17 protein-coding genes are annotated in these 18,041 nt (G+C 71.8%); 10 read left to right on the top strand and 7 right to left on the bottom strand.

What is annotated here, in order from left to right:
- Positions 1 to 111: 111 nt before the first annotated feature.
- Both ACLZOT_RS17580 and ACLZOT_RS17585 read right to left on the bottom strand, forming a co-directional pair.
- Entirely contained in the window at positions 112 to 2,925 is a 2,814-nt protein-coding gene (locus ACLZOT_RS17580; RefSeq protein ID WP_416969878.1) for an ATP-binding protein, read from the bottom strand.
- A gap of 225 nt (positions 2,926 to 3,150) precedes the next feature.
- Positions 3,151 to 4,002, bottom strand: a complete 852-nt coding sequence (locus ACLZOT_RS17585) for a response regulator transcription factor (RefSeq protein WP_416969879.1) — start codon at positions 4,000 to 4,002, stop codon at positions 3,151 to 3,153.
- Positions 4,003 to 4,167: 165 nt separating this feature from the next.
- Here ACLZOT_RS17585 and ACLZOT_RS17590 point away from each other — a divergent pair, with 165 nt between their 5' ends.
- Entirely contained in the window at positions 4,168 to 5,898 is a 1,731-nt protein-coding gene (locus ACLZOT_RS17590) for an AMP-binding protein (protein ID WP_416969880.1), read from the top strand.
- Positions 5,899 to 6,011: 113 nt separating this feature from the next.
- Positions 6,012 to 7,610: an AMP-binding protein gene (locus tag ACLZOT_RS17595; protein ID WP_416970063.1), complete on the top strand. Its 1,599-nt coding sequence runs from the start codon at positions 6,012 to 6,014 to the stop codon at positions 7,608 to 7,610.
- 284 nt (positions 7,611 to 7,894) lie between these two features.
- Here ACLZOT_RS17595 and ACLZOT_RS17600 read toward each other — a convergent pair whose 3' ends face one another.
- Positions 7,895 to 8,731, bottom strand: coding sequence for a TIM barrel protein (locus tag ACLZOT_RS17600; RefSeq protein WP_416969881.1), 837 nt, complete (start codon positions 8,729 to 8,731; stop codon positions 7,895 to 7,897).
- A 133-nt stretch (positions 8,732 to 8,864) separates the two neighbouring features.
- Between ACLZOT_RS17600 and ACLZOT_RS17605 the strand changes: the two genes are divergently transcribed.
- From ACLZOT_RS17605 to ACLZOT_RS17635, 7 genes are all read left to right on the top strand, one after another.
- Positions 8,865 to 9,188, top strand: a complete 324-nt coding sequence (locus ACLZOT_RS17605) for a hypothetical protein (protein WP_416969882.1) — start codon at positions 8,865 to 8,867, stop codon at positions 9,186 to 9,188.
- 40 nt (positions 9,189 to 9,228) lie between these two features.
- On the top strand, positions 9,229 to 9,489 hold the full coding sequence (locus tag ACLZOT_RS17610; protein WP_416969883.1) for a thiamine-binding protein: 261 nt from the start codon (positions 9,229 to 9,231) through the stop codon (positions 9,487 to 9,489).
- Between the two features lie 20 nt (positions 9,490 to 9,509).
- Entirely contained in the window at positions 9,510 to 9,884 is a 375-nt protein-coding gene (locus ACLZOT_RS17615; RefSeq protein WP_416969884.1) for a helix-turn-helix domain-containing protein, read from the top strand.
- 100 nt (positions 9,885 to 9,984) lie between these two features.
- Positions 9,985 to 10,494, top strand: a complete 510-nt coding sequence (uraD, locus tag ACLZOT_RS17620) for a 2-oxo-4-hydroxy-4-carboxy-5-ureidoimidazoline decarboxylase (RefSeq protein ID WP_416969885.1) — start codon at positions 9,985 to 9,987, stop codon at positions 10,492 to 10,494.
- Positions 10,491 to 10,802, top strand: coding sequence for a hydroxyisourate hydrolase (gene uraH / locus ACLZOT_RS17625; RefSeq protein WP_416969886.1), 312 nt, complete (start codon positions 10,491 to 10,493; stop codon positions 10,800 to 10,802). The genes uraD and uraH overlap by 4 nt, the downstream gene beginning before the upstream one ends.
- A 5-nt stretch (positions 10,803 to 10,807) precedes the next feature.
- Entirely contained in the window at positions 10,808 to 11,707 is a 900-nt protein-coding gene (pucL, locus tag ACLZOT_RS17630; protein WP_416969887.1) for a factor-independent urate hydroxylase, read from the top strand.
- 29 nt (positions 11,708 to 11,736) lie between these two features.
- On the top strand, positions 11,737 to 13,107 hold the full coding sequence (locus tag ACLZOT_RS17635; RefSeq protein WP_416969888.1) for an 8-oxoguanine deaminase: 1,371 nt from the start codon (positions 11,737 to 11,739) through the stop codon (positions 13,105 to 13,107).
- Between the two features lie 50 nt (positions 13,108 to 13,157).
- On the opposite strand, the gene ACLZOT_RS17640 is transcribed toward ACLZOT_RS17635, so the two are convergent.
- Together ACLZOT_RS17640 and ACLZOT_RS17645 are read right to left on the bottom strand one after the other, a co-directional pair.
- On the bottom strand, positions 13,158 to 13,775 hold the full coding sequence (locus tag ACLZOT_RS17640) for a hypothetical protein (RefSeq protein ID WP_416969889.1): 618 nt from the start codon (positions 13,773 to 13,775) through the stop codon (positions 13,158 to 13,160).
- A gap of 180 nt (positions 13,776 to 13,955) precedes the next feature.
- Positions 13,956 to 15,164, bottom strand: coding sequence for a pyridoxal phosphate-dependent aminotransferase (locus tag ACLZOT_RS17645; protein ID WP_416969890.1), 1,209 nt, complete (start codon positions 15,162 to 15,164; stop codon positions 13,956 to 13,958).
- A gap of 81 nt (positions 15,165 to 15,245) precedes the next feature.
- Here ACLZOT_RS17645 and ACLZOT_RS17650 point away from each other — a divergent pair, with 81 nt between their 5' ends.
- Complete coding sequence (locus ACLZOT_RS17650; protein ID WP_416969891.1) at positions 15,246 to 15,872, top strand: winged helix-turn-helix transcriptional regulator; 627 nt, start codon at positions 15,246 to 15,248, stop codon at positions 15,870 to 15,872.
- A 75-nt stretch (positions 15,873 to 15,947) separates the two neighbouring features.
- On the opposite strand, the gene ACLZOT_RS17655 is transcribed toward ACLZOT_RS17650, so the two are convergent.
- Positions 15,948 to 16,736: a hypothetical protein gene (locus ACLZOT_RS17655; protein ID WP_416969892.1), complete on the bottom strand. Its 789-nt coding sequence runs from the start codon at positions 16,734 to 16,736 to the stop codon at positions 15,948 to 15,950.
- A complete protein-coding gene (locus tag ACLZOT_RS17660) occupies positions 16,736 to 17,998 on the bottom strand; it encodes a VWA domain-containing protein (protein WP_416969893.1) in 1,263 nt (420 codons plus the stop codon). Before ACLZOT_RS17660 ends, ACLZOT_RS17655 begins: the two co-directional genes overlap by 1 nt.
- Positions 17,999 to 18,041: the final 43 nt, after the last annotated feature.

The following is an 18,041-nucleotide window of genomic DNA, read 5'->3' on the forward strand; positions in this document are numbered from 1 at the left end:
ACGGCCCGTCACACCCTCACCCCAATGAGGGAACCCCCTAGGGGACCCGGACAGGGAAAACCCTCGGTGTCTGTGTGGCGAACCGCAGGTGGCAGTAAACCCGCCGGTCCCTCAGGTGGCCCGGCGCCCCGCCGCGAGCCGCACGATGTCCACCCGTGAGCGGATCCCGAGCTTGCGGTAGACGCGCGTCAACGTGGCCTCCACGGTCTTGACGCTGATGAACAGCCGGGCGGCGATCTCCCGGTTGGTGGCGCCCTCCATGACGAGCGCGGCGACCTGACGCTCCATCGCGGCGAGCCCCTCCAGCGCGTCGGCGGCGGGCGCCCGCTCCACGAGAGCGGGCGTCTCGACACCGGACACGAGGGCCGCGTCGACCTGCCGCAGCCAGGGCACGGCCCGGCACCGCCTGAAGAGGCGGGCGGCCTCGTCGTACGACGTCGGACCGGGCCGCTGGGTGCGCAGCCGGGCCAGCGCGAACGCGGCGCGGGCCTCCTCCAGGGCGTACCCGAGCTTCGCCAGCCGGTCCTGGACGGACGTCAGTTGGGCGAGGGCGGTGTCGTGGTCGCCGTGCGCGGCGCGCACCAGGGCCTCGGCGCGGTCGAGCACGGCGATGATGCTCTCGCGGCCGAGCCGTACGGCGTGCTCGCGGGTGACGTCGATGACGTCCTGCGCCTCGGCGGGCTCCCCGATCCGCACGAGGGCCTCGGCGAGGTCGCCCTGCCAGCGCCCGCGCGCGGGGTCGGTGATGCCGAGGCCCTGCTCCAGCTCCCGTACCCGGCGCAGCGACTGGACGGCGCCGGCGGCGTCGTCGGCGACCAGCTGGGCGTACCCGAGGGAGGCGAGGGCCTTGGACAGGTACATCTGGTCGCCGTCGCCCTCGGCGCGTCCGGCGGCCTCGCGGGCGAGGTCCAGGGCGCGTTCGACGTCGCCGCCGGACGCCTCCGCCTGGGACGTCAGCATCGCGGAGGCGCCGAGCCCGATCCCCGAGTCGCGCGCGAGGCGCAGGGACTCGCGGGCCAGGTCGAGGGCGCGTCCGCAGTGCCCGGAGCGCAGTTCGGTCTCGGCCAGGAACCGCTGGAAGTGCACCTCGCTCTCGACGACCCCGCGCCGCTGCACCTCCCGCAGCAGCGCGGTGATGGTCGTGCGCGCCTCGGGGAGCTGGTCGCTCATCAGCAGCCACCGGAAGCGGGCCATCGCGGGCCCGTTGTGATGGCAGGTGACATCCGCGAACTGCGGTTCCCGCAGCGCCTTCTTGATGGTCGTAGGCGCGTCCGGATGCCCCATGAGGGTCTCGGTGGACGCCTGGAGGGACAGGGCCATCAGTTCTGTACGCCGGTCCCCGCCGCGTTCGGCGAGTTCGGCGGCGTGCGCGGACTGCCGGCGGGCCTCGGGGAACTCGCCGTCGACGACCAGGCCCCGCCAGGCCAGCTGGTAGTGGACGAGCGCGAGCAGGCGAGGGTCGTCGCCCGCGTCGGCGAGGACCTTCGGGAAGACCGCGTCGACCTCGCCGAGCGCCTGCCCGGCCGACTCGATGACGATCATCCAGGCGCGCACCCGGTCGGCGGGCGCGGTGGCCCGGGTCAGCACGTCGTGCGCGATGTCCCGCGCGAAGTCGGCCTCCCCGGCGGTGATCGCGTCCTCGCCGGCCTCCAGGCGCCGTTCGTCGGGGGAGGGCGCCGCGTCCGGCGGGGTGTGCCGGGCGGCGAGCAGCCCGAGGGAGGCGGCGACGGAGGGGGCGCCCCGGTCGCGGGCGAGGGCGGCGGCCTCGGAGAGCCGGTCGGCGACCTCCGGGTCCGTACCGGTCGTCGCCAGCGCCAGGTGCCGGGCGCGCTCGATCGGGTCGGAGGCGGCCGTGGACAGCGCGGTGTGCGCGGCCCGCCGGTCCTGCGCGGGCGCCTCCGCGTACAGCGCGGCCGAGATCAACGGGTGCGCGAACCGTACGGCCGGACCCTCCGGCTCCGTCGCGAGCAGGCCCAGCGCGGCGGCCTGCGCGGTCTCCGCCTCGGCGTTCTCGCGGCCCGCCGCGTGCAGCAGGGCGAGCGTCGGGCGGGCACCCGCGCTGGCCACCAGCAGGGTGCGGCGGGCCTCGGCGGACAGCATGTCGAGGCGCGACAGCACCAGCGCGCGCAGCGAGGTCGGCACCGGCAGCGGCTCGCCGGGACGCGGCGCCGTCGGCATCTCGCTCAGGGCGCGGCCCAGCTCCAGCGCGTACAGGGGGTTGCCGCCGCTCGTGCGGTGGATGTCGCGGACCGTGGAGCGGGGCAGCTCGGTGTAGCCCCGGTGGTCGAGGAGCGCGGAGACATGCGCCCGCGAGAGCGCGTTCAGCCGCACCGCGAGCGTGTCCGGCGGGGACTGCCGCAGCTGCCGGTCGTACTCCTGGCCCTCCGTACGGACGGCGCACAGGAGCTGTACGGGGGTGTCGCCGAGCCGGCGTGCCGCGAACCCGAGGAGTTCGGCGCTGGCGGGATCCAGCCACTGCATGTCGTCCGCGACGACCAGGACGGGACCCCGGGTGGCGAGCTGGCGCAGCGCCGACAGGACGGCGAGGCGCAGGGCGAGGCCGTCGCGCTGGAGGGTGGACTCGCCGCGTCCGGTGAGCGCCGATTCCAGGGCGGTGCGCTGGGCGGCGGGCAGCGTGCCGGCCACGTCGTCGAGGACCAGGCCGAAGAGGTCGGCGAGCGCCAGGAACGGAAGGTGGGATTCGGACTCGGTCGCCGAGCAGCGCAGGACCGTCTGCGCGCTCTCGCCGTAATCCGCCGCCAAAGCGCGCAGGACCGTCGACTTTCCAATTCCGGCCGGCCCGTGGAGCAGCACGCTGCCGCCCCGCGCGAGCTGGTCGCGGGCCGACGTCCACAGCTCGTCCCTGCCGATGACCAGGTCGGGGCGGCATCGGGCAGACTCCTTGAAGTCCCGTCGCACGGTCACCGCTCCCCTCCGAGTGTCGTGTGCGGGGGAAATTCTAGGCAACGATTCTTTGACGTTCGGGGAGATGGCCGGGTGAGGGAGATAACAGCCGTCAGCATAGAGAAATTCAGTAAGCGGTTACCTGAATGATCCATGATCATCCAGCGCCCTGGGCAGCGCGCGTTCTCCCGTCCGCCATGGTTCACACCGGCCACCCCTTCCCTGTCCGGAAACCGACTCTCCCACTCAGGGCAGCAGCCCCGCCCGCCTGGCCGCCACGACGGCCTCGCCCCGCGTCCGGGCCGCCAGCTTCCGCATCGCCGACCGCAGGTAGCCCTTGACCGTCTCCGGCCGCAGCCCGAGCCGCTCGGCGGTCAGCACGTTGGTCGCGCCGGCCGCCACGCAGGCGAGGACGTCCAGCTCGCGCGGGGCGAGCGTGGTACCGCTTTCTACGGTTTCCGCCTGCTCGGTGCTCAATGTCAACAGCCCGCACGCGGCGAGAAGTTCGGCCCGCAGCTGCGGGTCCGTGATCCGGGGGGCCAGCGCCCGCAGCGCCGCGTGCGCCTCCCGGACCTGCTCCCACTGCGCCGCGTCCGCCGGGCGCCCCGGCTCGGTGACCGGCCGCGCCGCCTCCAGCAGCGAACGCGCCTCGTCCTGGACCACCAGCGCCTGTTCGACGTCCCGCGCCACGTCCACCGCCGCGACCAGCGTCCGGTCGCCCAGCGGCATCGCGGTGCGCAGCGCCCCGTACAGCACGCCGCGCACCCGGCGGCGCACCACGATCGGCACCGCGAGGACCGACCGGATGCCCTCCTCGGCGACCGCGACGTCGTACTCGTGGCTGATCTGCCGCGAGACCGAGTAGTCGCTCACCGCGATCGGCCGGGCCAGGGCGAGGGTCTTGCCGCCGAGGCCGTACCCGGCGGTCACCGCGAGACCGTGCAGCGAGGCCGTCGCCGCGCCGCTCATCTCCGTGATCCGCATCCGCCGCTGACCCGGCTCGGCCGGCCCGCCGAACGCCACCGGCAATCCGGTGGTCCGCCGCAGCCGGACGAGCGCGCCATGAATCTCCGTCGTTCCCGACGCGTCCGCTCCCACCCTGCACCCGCCTCTTTCTACGGCTCCGTCGCCGCGCACACCCCCGTTCGGGGGTAGTGAGACCTGCATCACGGATTACACGATGGCAGAGTGCCGCCGGGCAATGGACCGGTACGGAGCGGGAGTGAACCGGAGGAACACTCTCCGTGGATCGAAGGAGTGCAGATGGTGACGAAGGATTCGTTCTCCGTGCGGGTTTCCGCCGATTCCAACTCGTCTGCCCCGTATGCCGGTTCCGCTACGGAATTCCGCAGAGCCCGGGACTTCCTGCTCGCCCACCGCGAGGACTACGCCACCGCGTACGCCGGGTTCACCTGGCCGCGCCCCCAGCGCTTCAACTGGGCCCTCGACTGGTTCGACGCGATCGCCGCCGGCAACGACCGCACCGCGCTGCACATCGTCGAGGAGGACGGCACCGAACAGAAGCTGTCCTTCGCCGAGTTGGCGCACCGCTCCGACCGGACCGCGAACTGGCTGCGCGCGCGGGGCGTGCGCGCCGAGGACCGCGTCCTCGTGATGCTGGGCAACCAGACCGAGTTGTGGGAGATCGCGCTCGCCGCGATGAAGCTGCGCGCCGTCGTCATCCCGGCAACTCCCCTGCTGGGACCGGCGGATCTGCGCGACCGCGTCGAACGGGGCCGCGTCCGGCACGTCATCGTCCGCTCCGCCGATGCCGCCAAGTTCGAGGAGGTGCCCGGCCGTTACACGAGGATCGCGGTCGGCGAAACGGTCGACGGCTGGCTCGGGTACGCCGAAGCCGGCGCCGCCTCCGCCGAGTTCACCCCCGACGGCGAGACCCTCGCCGACGACCCGCTGATGCTCTACTTCACCTCCGGCACCACCGCCCGCCCCAAACTGGTCGAGCACACCCACGCGTCCTACCCCATCGGGCACTTGGCGACCATGTACTGGATCGGCCTCAAGCCCGGCGACGTCCACCTCAACATCTCCTCGCCCGGCTGGGCCAAGCACGCCTGGTCCAACCTCTTCGCCCCCTGGAACGCCGAGGCGACCGTCTTCATCTTCAACTACGCCCGGTTCGACGCGAGTCGGCTGATGACGGAGATGGACCGGGCCGGGGTCACCACGTTCTGCGCGCCGCCCACCGTCTGGCGCATGCTCATCCAGGCCGACCTCGCACAGCTGCGCACCCCCCCGCGCGAGGCCGTCGCCGCCGGGGAACCCCTCAACCCCGAAGTGATAGAGCAGGTACGGCGGTCCTGGGGCCTCACCGTCCGGGACGGGTTCGGGCAGACCGAGACGGCCGTCCAGGTCGCCAACAGCCCCGGCCAGCCCCTCAAGACCGGCTCCATGGGACGGCCCAGCCCCGGCTACCGGGTCGAGCTGCTCGACCCCGTCTCCGGCGCACCCGGCGTCACCGAGGGCGAGATCGCCCTCGACCTCGCCGGCCGTCCCGTCGGCCTCATGACCGGCTACCACGGCGACGCCGACCGCACGGCCGAGGCGATGGCGGGCGGCTACTACCGCACCGGGGACGTCGCCTCCCGCGACGCCGACGGGTACCTGACGTACATCGGGCGCAGCGACGACGTCTTCAAGGCCAGCGACTACAAGATCTCGCCGTTCGAGCTGGAGAGCGCGCTCCTTGAGCACGAGGCGGTCGCCGAGGCGGCGGTGGTTCCGGCGCCGGACGAGGTACGGCTCGCGGTGCCCAAGGCGTACGTGGTGCTCGCCGCCGGGTGGGAGCCCGGGCCCGGGACGGCCGCGCTGCTCTTCGCGCACTCGCGGAAGGTGCTCGCGCCCTACAAGCGGATCAAGCGGCTGGAGTTCGCGCCGCTGCCGAAGACGGTGTCGGGGAAGATCCGGCGGATAGAGCTTCGGGAGGCCACGGCGGAGGGGTCGGCGAACGAGTACCGGGAAGAGGACCACCGGTGAAGCCGGGGGCGGGGGACGGGAGTTCGCAGGGCGTGGTGGCAGGCGGCGGGCCGGCGGGGGTGGTGCCGGGCGGGCTTCTCGGTGCCGGGGCCGTCGGCTCTTCGGGGGCCGCCCTGTCCTACGCCCACGGTGCCGGTTCCGGGTCTCTCCTCGGGGACACCATCGGGGTCAACCTCGACCGGGCCGTGGCGCGCTGGGGCTCGCGGGAGGCGCTCGTCGACGTGCCGTCCGGGCGGCGCTGGACGTACGCCGAATTCGCCGCCGACGTCGAGGAGCTGGCGTGCGCGCTGCTCGCGAGCGGGGTCGGCGAGGGGGACCGGGTCGGGGTCTGGGCGGTCAACGCCCCCGAGTGGGTGCTCGTGCAGTACGCGACCGCCCGGGTCGGCGCGGTCCTGGTGAACATCAACCCCGCGTACCGCACGCACGAGGTCGCCTACGTCCTCGACCAGGCCGGGGTCTCGCTGCTGTTCGCCTCGGTCGCCCACAAGGGCAGCGACTACCGGGCGATGATCGAGCAAGTCCGGGGCCGCTGCCCCGACTTGAGGGAAGCCGTGTACTTCGGGGACCCCGGCTGGGCGGAGTTCGTCGCGCGTGGCGGGCCCGTGCCGCGCAGCGAACTCCTCGACCGGGAGGCCGGGTTGTCCTGCGACGACCCGATCAACATCCAGTACACGTCCGGCACGACGGGGTTCCCCAAGGGGGCCACGCTCTCGCACCACAACATCCTCAACAACGGTTACTCCGTGGGGGAGTTACTGGGGTACGACGAGCAGGACCGGATCTGCGTCCCCGTGCCCTTCTACCACTGCTTCGGCATGGTCATGGGCAACCTGGCGGCCACCTCGCACGGCGCCTGCATGGTGATCCCGGCCCCCTCCTTCGACCCCGCCGCCACCCTCCGCGCGGTCCAGCAGGAGCGCTGTACCTCCCTCTACGGCGTCCCCACCATGTTCATCGCGGAGTTGAACCTCCCCGACTTCGCGTCCTACGACCTCACGTCCCTGCGCACCGGCATCATGGCCGGCTCCCCCTGCCCCGTCGAGGTGATGAAACGCGTCGTCACCGAGATGCACATGGCCGAGGTCTCCATCTGCTACGGCATGACCGAGACGTCCCCCGTCTCCCTCCAGACCCGGCGCGACGACGACCTCGAACACCGCACGGCGACCGTCGGCCGGGTCCTCCCGCACATCGAGGTGAAGATCGTCGACCCCGCCACGGGCGTCACCCAACCCCGGGGCCGCGCGGGCGAGTTGTGCACCCGGGGCTACAGCGTGATGCTCGGCTACTGGAACGAGCCGCAGAAGACGGCCGAGACCGTCGACGCGGGCCGCTGGATGCACACCGGCGATCTCGGGCTCATGCGCGAGGACGGCTACGTCGAGATCGTCGGCCGCATCAAGGACATGATCATCCGGGGCGGCGAGAACATCTACCCCCGCGAGATCGAGGAGTTCCTCTACGCCCACCCCAAGATCCAGGACGTCCAGATCGTCGGCGTCCCCCACGAGCGGTACGGCGAAGAGGTCCTGGCCTGCGTCATCCCCCGCGACACGGACGACCCGCCGACCCTGGACGAGATCCGGGGCTACTGCGCGGGCCGCCTGGCCCACTACAAGATCCCGAGCCGGGTACAGATCCTGGACGCGTTCCCGATGACGGTGTCGGGGAAGGTGCGGAAGGTCGAGCTGCGGGAGACGTACGGGGGATAGCGGGCCGGAGATATCGGGCCGGTCGCAGCGGGTCGGGCGAGTGATCCGGGGGGAGTAGGCCGAACCCGCCTCGACTTCCCCCGTCGGCGACGGCGCTCGCGGCCGGTTTCCCCCGTGTCCCGGCCGCGAGCTGTCCCCCGTCAGCAGGACCCGCCGCCCCCGTTCCGGCAGGACCCGCTGCACTCAATGTGCCCTGTTTCCGGCCGGGTTGAAGCCTCTCGACGCGTCTTCAGAGGTTCATTTGAGGTTGCCGTACGACTGCTACGACCGGTGCGGTAACGCATTTATGCGCAGGTACGACGCTGGTGAGGCGCCCGGCGGAGCCAGTCGAAGGCCCCGGCGCCCGCTTTGTACTCCAGGCTCACGAGCCCGTCGTATCCAGCCACCGCCAGCCGGTCCAGCCACGTCCCCAGCGGCAGCGACCCCGTGCCGGGGGCCCCGCGTCCCGGTGCGTCGGCGAGCTGGACGTGGCCGATCTGTGCGGCGTACCGGTCGATCGCGGCGGGGACGTCCTCGCCGTTCACCCCGAGGTGGTAGAGGTCCATCAGGAAGCGTGCGTTCCCCAGCCCCGTAAGGGAGTTGACCCGGTTCACGACCTCCACCGCGGACTCGGCGGTGTGGAGCGGGTACCTCGGTGACTCGACCCGGTTGAGGGCCTCGACGAGCAGCGTCGCGTCCACCCGGTGCGCCGCCCGTGCCGCGTACGCGAGGTTCTCCAGGGCCAGCGCGTCCTGTTCGGCGGGGTCGACGCCCTCGACCCGGTTGCCGTACGGCGCGTTGAGCAGGCCGCAGCCCAGGGAGCCGGCGAGGTCGACGGCGACGTCGACGTTGGCGCGGAAGCGGTCGGACTCGGTGCCGGGGACCGACAGGGCGCCCCGGTCGGGGCCGGGGAGGCGGCCGGAGTAGAAGTTGAGGCCGGTGAGCCGGACACCGGCGGCGCCGATCGCCGTACGCAGGGCGTCGAGTTCGCGGCGGTCCGGCGTCGGGGTGTCGGGCCACGGCCACCACAGCTCGATGTCGCGGAAACCGCTCGCCGCGACGGCCGCCGGGCGTTCGAGGAGAGGGAGGTCGGTGAAGAGGATCGAGATGTTGACGGTGTGGCGCCGGTCGGCGGAGCTCATCGACACCTCCCGGGGTGCGTCGCTTTCGTATGCCGGAAAGGGGATTCTGGCACACGGGGGTCAGGGGTGACGGTTTCCGGGCGGCCTCGGCAACGCCCTGCGCGCGCCCGCCCCCGTCCGGGACAGTGGTCGTATGAGTCTGATGTCCGACGGCAAGGCACCCGGCCCCGTCCGCTTCTACCTGCGCTGCGACCGAGGCGACTGCGAGGCGCGCGCGGTCTTCGAGCTGGTCATCACGGAGCCCGGACCCGACATCGAGCAGGACCTCATGGGTCACATCCTCCACGAGTCGGAGAAGGCGGTGCCCCACATCGACGCGATGGGGTGGCGGTTCTACCCCGGCGGCCTCGGGTACTGGTGCCCGCGCTGCACGGGCCACCGTACGGGCCCCGCGCCCCTCGTCGTGCGGGACGAGAAGGCGCCGGGGCAGCGCGCGCGGCGCCGGCGCCCGAAGTGAGGGCTGCCGCGCCGGCACCCCCGCGCGTTAGGTTGAGCGCGTGCGATTGAGAGTGGAGTTCACGACCGAGCCCTTCGACCTCGACGAGGTGCCCGAGCACGCGCTCGCGGCCCGCGAGGTGCTGGACGCGGCCGGGCTGGACACCGTCGACGTCGGCCCGTTCGGCAACACCGCCGAGGGGGAGGCGCCCGCCGTCCTGGGCGCCGTGGACGCCGTACTGCGCGAGGCGCTCCAGGCCGGCGCCACCCGGGTCTCGCTCCAGGTCAACGTCCTCGGGGAGAACGCCGGGGAGGGGGTGTGAGCGGGGGTGCGAGCGGGGGTGTGAGCGGACCAGCCGCCCCCCTCGACGACTTCATCACGGCGGTGAAACCGCTGGTCGACGCGATCGGCGGGGAGCTGGTCCCGGCCGACGAGGCGGGCCCCGACGACGTCGTCCTCGCCTGGGCGGGCGCCGACGCCGTCGCCGTACGCCTGCCGCAGCTCGCGGACTCCCTCGACCACATCCTCGCCGCGATGGAGCGCCGGCTCGGGAAACCGCTGGCCGACCTCGACCGCAAGGCCAAGCAGGAGATCGTCCGGACGCTGGAGGTGCGGGGGGCGTTCGCGGTGCGGCACGGGGTGGAGACGGTGGCGAGCGCGCTCGGGGTGAGCCGCTTCACGGTCTACAACTACCTGAACCGGGAGAAAGGCGCCTAAAAGGGCGTTGTTGCGCTGTTATGGGCGTACGTGTGGGGCGTAACCCAGAATTTTCAACAAACTGTTGACGAACGTTCGTGCGACGGCGTTAGCTGACGCCGTGACGCCCCCACCCCCGGGCCTGACCCGGTTCAACACCCTCCCCGAGGCCGCCGCCCGAGCCGCCCTCCACGAGGTGTGCGCGGCGACGGCCTGGACCGCCCGCCTCCTGGCGTCCCGCCCGTACGCCACCCCCGAAGCCCTGTACGACGCCGGCGAGGCCGCCGTACACGAACTCGACGACACCGGACTGGACGAGGCGCTCGCCGGGCACCCGGCGATAGGGCGACCCCGCCCCGGCGACCCGGCGTCCGCGCGCGAGCAGCGCGGGATGGCCGACGCCGACGCCGCCGTGAGGGCCGAGATGCTGGAGCTGAACCTCGCCTACCAGGAACGTTTCGGCCATGTCTTCCTGATCTGCGCGACCGGGCTGACCGGCGGGCAGCTGCGCGACGCGGCCCGGGAACGGATCGGGAACACGCCGGAGCGCGAACGCGGGATCGTGCGCGGGGAACTCGGCAAGATCAACCGCATCAGGCTCGCACGTATCGTCGAAGGTGATTCCGCATGACCAGCACCGTGTCCACGCACATCCTGGACACCTCCGTCGGGCGCCCGGCAGTGGGCGTCACCGTGCGGCTTTTTACGCGTTCTGGCGATGACTGGCAGGAGGCGGGCGCCTCGGTGACCGACGCCGACGGCCGCTGCAAGGACTTCCCGGCGCTGCCCGAGGGAGCCGTCCACGCCCGCCTCGTCTTCGAGGTCGGCGCCGAGTTCTTCCCCGAGGTCACCGTCGCGTTCGCGGTCGGACCCGGCGAGCACTACCACGTACCGCTGCTGCTGAATCCGTTCGGCTACTCCGTCTACCGAGGGAGCTAGGACCCATGACCCGCGCACTGCTCGGCCAGAACCAGTACGGCAAGGCCGAGACCAGAGTCGTCCGGATAGTCCGCGACGGCGCCACGCACCACATCAAGGACCTCAACGTCTCCGTCTCCCTCAGCGGTGAGATGACCGAGGTCCACTACTCCGGCTCCAACGCCAGCGTCCTGCCGACCGACACCACCAAGAACACGGTGTACGCGTTCGCCAAGGAACACGGCATCGACTCCGCCGAGCAGTTCGGCATCGACCTCGCCCGGCACTTCGTCACCACGCAGGAGACGATCCACCAAGCCCGGGTCCGCGTCGAGGAGTTCGGGTGGGAGCGGATCGCGAACGCGGGGGAGGGCGAGCACTCCTTCGTCCGCACGGGGCAGGAAACCCGCCTGGCCCAGGTGACTTTTGACGGAACGTCATGGGAAGTGGTCTCGGGCCTGAAGGACCTCACCGTCCTCAACTCGACCAACTCCGAGTTCTGGGGCTACGTCAAGGACAAGTACACGACCCTCCCCGAGGCGTACGACCGCATCCTCGCGACCGACGTCGCCGCCCGCTGGCGCTTCAACTGGTCCGGCGAGGAAGGGCAGTTGCCGGACTGGCAGGAGTCGTACGAGCAGACGAAGCGGCACATCCTCGAAGCGTTCGCCGAGACGTACTCGCTCTCCCTCCAGCAGACCCTGTACGCGATGGGGGCGCGCGTCGTCGAACACCGCGCCGAGATCGACGAGATCCGCTTCTCGCTCCCCAACAAGCACCATTTCCTCGTGGACCTGAAGCCGTTCGGGCTGAAGAACGACAACGAGGTGTACTTCGCCGCCGACCGGCCCTACGGGCTCATCGAGGCGACGATCCTGCGGGACGGCGCCGAGGCGCGGATTCCGGTGGACCTCACCAATCTGTGAACTGTTGTGTTGTGGAAAGGATTTCAGTGATGTCCGAGCGCATCGTCATCGAGAACGCGGCGATCGCGACCGTGGACGCCGGCGACACCGAGTACGCCGACGGCCACCTCGTCCTGTCCGGCAACCGCATCGAGTCGCTCGCCGCGGGCCCGGCCCCCCAGGGCCTCACGGACGTCGTCCGCCGCATCGACGCGACCGGCCATCTCGTCACCCCCGGTCTCGTCAACACCCATCACCACTTCTACCAGTGGATCACCCGGGGCCTGGCCACCGACCACAACCTCTTCGACTGGCTCGTCGCCCTCTACCCGACCTGGGCACGCATCGACGAGCCGATGGTCCGTACGGCGGCCGAGGGCTCCCTCGCGATGATGGCGCGCGGCGGCGTCACCACCGCGATGGACCACCACTACGTCTTCCCGCGCGGCACCGGCGACCTCTCCGCCGCGATCATCGGCGCCGCGCGGGACATGGGCGTCCGCTTCACGCTCGCGCGCGGTTCGATGGACCGGGGCGAGTCGGACGGCGGGCTGCCGCCGGACTTCGCGGTCGAGACGCTGGACGGGGCCCTCGCGGCGACCGAGGAGACGGTACGCCGCCACCACGACCCCGCGTTCGACTCGATGACCCAGGTCGCCGTCGCGCCCTGCTCGCCCTTCTCCGTCTCCACCGAACTCATGCGCCAGGGCGCCGAGTTGGCCCGTCGCCTCGGGGTGCGGCTGCACACGCACGGCTCCGAGACGGTCGAGGAGGAGAAGTTCTGCCACGAACTCTTCGGCATGGGGCCCACGGACTACTTCGAGTCCACGGGGTGGCTCGGCGAGGACGTGTGGATGGCGCACTGCGTCCACATGAACGACTCCGACATCGCGGCGTTCGCCCGTACTCGCACGGGTGTCGCCCACTGTCCCTCCTCCAACGCCCGGTTGGCCGCCGGGATCGCCCGGGTGCCGGACATGCTGGCGGCGGGGGTGCCGGTCGGTCTCGGCGTCGACGGCACCGCGTCCAACGAATCCGGGGAACTCCACACGGAGTTGCGCAACGCGCTGCTGATCAACCGGCTGGGGGCGCATCGGGAGGCTGCGCTGAACGCGCGGCAGGCGCTGCGGCTCGGTACGTACGGAGGTGCCCAAGTCCTGGGCCGTTCCCGGGAGATCGGCTCCCTTGAACCCGGCAAGCTGGCGGACCTCGTGCTGTGGCGCCTCGACACGCTGGCCCACGCCTCGATCGCCGATCCGGTGACCGCGCTGGTCTTCGGGGCGGCGGCTCCGGTGACGGCGTCGTTCGTGAACGGGCGTCAGATCGTGGAGGAGGGGCGGTTGCTGACGGTGGACGAGGACGCGATTGCGCGGGCCACCAGGGCGGAGGCGCGGAGGTTGGCGGGGATCGCGGCGGGGTGAGGGGCGGGGGCGCGGAGGTTGGCGGGGGTCGCGGCGGGGGCGGGCCGCTCTCACCTCCTCCTGGGCGACGCCAGCAGATACCGCTCCCGGGACCGTGGGTCGGTGTGCTCGCTCACCTGCCACCCGGCCGCCTCCAGCGCCTGCGCGCACGCGGCGGCCTCCGGCCCGTACACCGCGACCGCCTCCGGCTGTGGCGTCGCCCGTACCCGGTACCCGTCGCCGTCCGGTCCTGCGGGACGCCGGTCCGCCGCCTCCAGGGCCAGCGCGGCGGCGCGGACGAGGTTCGCGCGCTCCCAGGCGCACGGGCGGGTCGTGTCGCCGTCCGGATCGGTCATCCGGCGCAGCTCCAGCAGGCCCTGCCAGGCGCTGTGCACCTCGCGGACCCGGGCGGGGGTGGTCGCGGGCGGCGCCTCCTCGCCCCCGACGCGGGCCGCGAAGACGCCGGTGTCCGGAGGCGGTGCGGGAGCGGCCGTCCGCTGGACGGGCTCCTCCCGCACCCGCTGGCCCGCCGGAGTCAGGAAGTGATCGTGCGGCGGCCGAGGATGCCGGAACGCGAGCCCCCGTTTCACCAGCGCGTCGAGCTGCGCGGCCGTCCCCTTCAGCCGTCCGGTGACCGGCTCGGCGGCGTCGATCACACGCCGCTGAGCGGTGGTCGGCGGTCGTATCACGTCGTACCTCCTCTCCTGCTCAGAAGGCTACGGCGTGGGTCTGACAAAGGGGCGGGTCAGTCGACCCACTTCACGCCGGCCGCCCCCCACCCACCACTTCGCTACGAACGCGATGCTCCACGGCCGCGTCCCGGGCCGCGACTTGGTGCGAGGTCGCGCTGAAGTGGCGTGGGGATTCCCCTACTGCCGGTACCCGCTGAGGAACCGTCCGATCCTCCCGATCGCCGCCTCCAGGTCGTCCGCGTGCGGCAGGGTCAGGATGCGGAAGTGGTCCGGGGTGGGCCAGTTGAAGCCCGTGCCCTGGACCACCTGGATTTTTTCGCGGAGCAGGAGGTCGAGGACGAATTTCTCGTCGTCGTGGATGGGGTAGACCTTGGGGTCGAGGCGGGGGAAGGCGTAGAGGGAGCCCTTGGGGCGGACGCAGGAGACGCCGGGGATCTCGTTCAACTTGCGCCAGGCGATGTCGCGTTGTTCGTAGAGGCGGCCGCCGGGGGCGGTGAGGTCGTTGATGGACTGGCGTCCGCCGAGGGCCGCTTGGATGGCGTACTGCGCGGGCGCGTTGGCGCACAGGCGCATGGACGCCAGCATCGTGAGGCCCTCAAGGTAGTTCTTCGCGTGCTGGGTGGGGCCGGTCACCACCAGCCAGCCGGAGCGGAAGCCCGCCACGCGGTACGTCTTGGAGAGGCCGCAGAACGTCAGGACGACGAGGTCGGGCGCGAGGGCCGCGGTGGAGTGGTGGACGGCGTCGTCGTAGAGGATCTGGTCGTAGATCTCGTCGGCGAAGACCATCAGGCCGTGGCGGCGGGCGAGGTCGAGGATGCCCTCGATGACTTCCTTCGGATAGACCGCGCCCGTCGGGTTGTTGGGGTTGATGATCACGACGGCCTTGGTGCGGTCGGTGATCTTCGACGCCATGTCGGCGAGGTCGGGGTTCCAGTCGGAGCCCTCGTCGCAGACGTAGTGCACGGCCTTGCCGCCCGCCAGGGTGGTGACGGCGGTCCAGAGGGGGAAGTCCGGCGCGGGGATGAGGACTTCGTCGCCGTCCTCGACGAGCGCCTGGACGGCCATCGAGATCAGCTCGGAGATGCCGTTGCCCAAGTAGACGCTGTCGACGTCGACTTCGAGGCCGAGGTTCTGGTAGCGCTGGGCGACCGCGCGCCGCGCGGAGAGGATGCCGCGCGAGTCGGTGTAGCCGTGCGCCTGGGGGAGCATCCGGATCATGTCCTGGACGATCTCCTCGGGTGCCTCGAACCCGAAGAGCGCGGGGTTGCCGGTGTTGAGGCGCAGGACGCTGTGCCCTGCCTCCTCCAGCGCGTTGGCGTGCTCGATCACCGGCCCGCGGATCTCGTAGCAGACCTCGCTGAGCTTGTTCGACTGCCGGAACTCCATGCGTCCCTCCGGGAACTCGTGTTGCTTGGTTTTACCAAGTGGGAGCTTGGAAAGTCCAACAACATGTCTAGACTGCGTCGCATGTCACCTCGCCGAAGCTACGACCAGTACTGTTCCGCCGCGCGCGCCCTCGACGTCGTCGGCGACCGCTGGACCCTGCTGATCGTCCGGGAGCTGCTCGCCGGCCCGCGCCGCTACACCGACCTGCACGCCGACCTCCCCGGCGTCAGCACGGACGTCCTCGCCTCCCGGCTGAAGGACATGGAACGCGACGGCATCGCGGGCCGCCGCAAGCTCCCCCCGCCCGGCGCGGCGTACGTGTACGAACTCACCCCGCGCGGCCGCGAGTTGCTCCCGGTCCTCCAGGCGCTCGGCACCTGGGGCGAGCGGGAACTTCAGGACCGCCGCCCCACCGACGCGGTCCGCGCCCACTGGTTCGCCCTCCCCCTCACCCGCGCCCTGGAGGGCGAGGGCGTCGTCCAGGTCCACCTGGACGAAGGCGAGTTCCACCTGTACGTCGGCGAGCAGGACGGCCCGGTGTACGGCGACGGCGTCGCCCCCGTCGAGGCCGACGCCGGTCTCGTCCTCGACACGGAGACCTGTACGGCCATAGCGCAAGGGGAGTTGACCCTCCAGGACGCCGTACGCGCCGGACGCGTCGAGGTGAGCGGCGAGGGGACCATCGCGAAGGCGCTGCGGGAGGCGTGAAACGCGAGATGCCCACCGCCCTTGAGCAGTGGGCATCCTGACGATCCCTCAGACAAGCGATCCCTCAGGTGACGGTCACGCCCCCGGCGGCACCCGGGACGGCCGCCCCGTACCCCGGGTCAGCGTGTACCCGCCGATCCCCGCGAGCGCGGCGAGGATCGCGCCGATCCCCGTCCACACCCAGCGACTCGACCACCAGCCGGACGCCCACCCGTCCTCGGGCTCCAGGCTGAACAGCGACGCCTTGGAATCGTCCTGCGCCTTGGTGACCGAGATGCCGGGCACCAGCGGCTCGGAGAGCGAACCGTCGACCGCCGCCGCGCCGCCGATGTTCTTGGAGTCCACCCGGAGTTCGGCGGAGACCGGCAGCCCGAGGTCGGCGGTCTTCACGCCGACGGTCGTGAGGCGGACGTAGTACGTGCCGGGCAGCGGGTCGTTGGCCCACGGCTCCGACCAGGACCGCACCGTCCGCAGCACGCAGGCGAGTTCGAGTGAGGCGGTGCCCTGCGCGGCGGTGTGCGTCTGCGCGCCGTACTGACACGCCTGACGGCGGCGCAGGCCGTCGTACACGTCGAGCTGCCAGGTCTGGCCGGTGTGGGCCTCCGGGAGCTTCAACGTGGCCTTGACGGTGGGGCGTTGGCCCGCGTCGGCCGGGAAGGACCAGTACATGTAGTCGCCGGTCGAGCCGCTGGCCGTGGCCGTCCGGCCCTGCTCGATCTCCGCCGCCGTACGGAACGACGTGCCCGCCGAGGTCGGCACCTTCGCCTCGTCGGACGGGCTCGGGGACGGGGAGTCGGCGGCGGCCGGCGCCGCGGCGAGGCCCAGCGTCAGCAGGGCGACGCCCAACAGTCGTGCAGCACGCATTAGTTGGTCCTCCAGACCGCGACACGCCAGCGCGACAGCCAGCCCCACAGCACACCCGCCAGGAAACCGACGAGCACCAGCACGCCCAGCAGCCACCAGCCGCGCCCGAGGCCGAACGACGCGACGTCACTCGCCTGCGACGGCGCGTCCACCACGTCCACCGTCAGCTCCAGCGGCAGACCCGGCGTCGTCTTCACCCCGGCGGCCGGGGAGAAGGAGTTGGTGACCTGGACACACACCGTCTCGGCCGGCGCGTCGTCCTCGTCGCTCTCCTCCTTCGGGTAGCGAAGTCCCGTGGACAGCACGTCCGTCCGGCCCGTGCCCGACGCCTCGCCGCGCACGATCTCGCGCCCGCTCAGCGTCACCGCCCGCACCAGCAGCCCGTAGTTGGGGTTCACCGCCCGGTCCGCCGACACGCTCACCGAACTCCGCAGCTCCTGGCCCGGCTTGACCTCGACCTTGTACCAGCGCTGCTGCGCGAACTCCGTACGGTCCGTGTACAGCCCGGACTTGAGGACCGGCGCGCTCGCACAGGTCGCCCCGCCCTCGGTCGCGACCGGCGTCACCACCGGCGCCGCCGCCCGGTCCACCAACTGGTTGACCTTGTCGGTGAGTTCGGTGGTGTGCTCGACCGACGTGTACGTCCCGCCGGTCGCCTCCGCGATACAGCTGAGCTGCTGGCGCATCTTCGTGTTGGGCACCAGGCCCAGCGTGTCGATGGTCAGCCCGATGCCCTTGGCCGCGATCTCCCGGGCCACCACGCAGGGGTCCAGCGGTGCGCAGGTGTCCTCGCCGTCGCTGATCAGCACGATCCGCTTCGAACCGGTGCCGCCCTCCAGGTCGTCGGCCGCCGCGAGCAGTGCCGGGCCGATCGGCGTCCAGCCGGTCGGGGAGAGCGTCGCCACCGCCGCCTTCGCCTCGGTGCGGTCCAGCGGGCCGACCTTGTAGAGCTGCGAGGTGTCCTTGCAGCCCGTTTTCTGGTCGTCGCCCGGGTAGTTGGCGCCGAGCGTGCGGATGCCGAGCAGGACGGTCTCCGGGGTCGCGTCGAGGACCTCGTTGAACGCCTGCTTGGCCGCGGCCATCCGCGTCCCGCCGTCCATGTCCTTCGTCCGCATGGAGCCGCTGACGTCGAGCACCAGGTCGACCTTGGGCGAGAGGGCGGTGGTTTCGTCGGCCGCCGCCGCGGTCGGGAACGCGAGCCCGGCCGCGAGCGAGGCGAGCAGAGCGAAGACCCCTGCCGCCAGCCGTTGTGATCTGATCATCGACGGATCTTATGGAGCGGGGACGCTCCGCTTCAAAACGGGC

This window comes from Streptomyces sp. 4F14, assembly GCF_048159485.1.
Lineage (GTDB): Bacteria > Actinomycetota > Actinomycetes > Streptomycetales > Streptomycetaceae > Streptomyces.

Excerpts from the sequence above, each read along its gene's own strand:
- ACLZOT_RS17590 (WP_416969880.1), top strand. The coding sequence starts at position 4,168 with ATGGTGACGAAGGATTCGTTCTCCGTGCGGGTTTCCGCCGATTCCAAC.
- ACLZOT_RS17600 (WP_416969881.1), bottom strand. The coding sequence starts at position 8,731 with ATGAGCTCCGCCGACCGGCGCCACACCGTCAACATCTCGATCCTCTTC.
- ACLZOT_RS17605 (WP_416969882.1), top strand. The coding sequence starts at position 8,865 with ATGAGTCTGATGTCCGACGGCAAGGCACCCGGCCCCGTCCGCTTCTAC.
- uraH (WP_416969886.1), top strand. The coding sequence starts at position 10,491 with ATGACCAGCACCGTGTCCACGCACATCCTGGACACCTCCGTCGGGCGC.
- pucL (WP_416969887.1), top strand. The coding sequence starts at position 10,808 with ATGACCCGCGCACTGCTCGGCCAGAACCAGTACGGCAAGGCCGAGACC.
- ACLZOT_RS17635 (WP_416969888.1), top strand. The coding sequence starts at position 11,737 with ATGTCCGAGCGCATCGTCATCGAGAACGCGGCGATCGCGACCGTGGAC.
- ACLZOT_RS17645 (WP_416969890.1), bottom strand. The coding sequence starts at position 15,164 with ATGGAGTTCCGGCAGTCGAACAAGCTCAGCGAGGTCTGCTACGAGATC.
- ACLZOT_RS17650 (WP_416969891.1), top strand. The coding sequence starts at position 15,246 with ATGTCACCTCGCCGAAGCTACGACCAGTACTGTTCCGCCGCGCGCGCC.
- ACLZOT_RS17655 (WP_416969892.1), bottom strand. The coding sequence starts at position 16,736 with ATGCGTGCTGCACGACTGTTGGGCGTCGCCCTGCTGACGCTGGGCCTC.
- ACLZOT_RS17660 (WP_416969893.1), bottom strand. The coding sequence starts at position 17,998 with ATGATCAGATCACAACGGCTGGCGGCAGGGGTCTTCGCTCTGCTCGCC.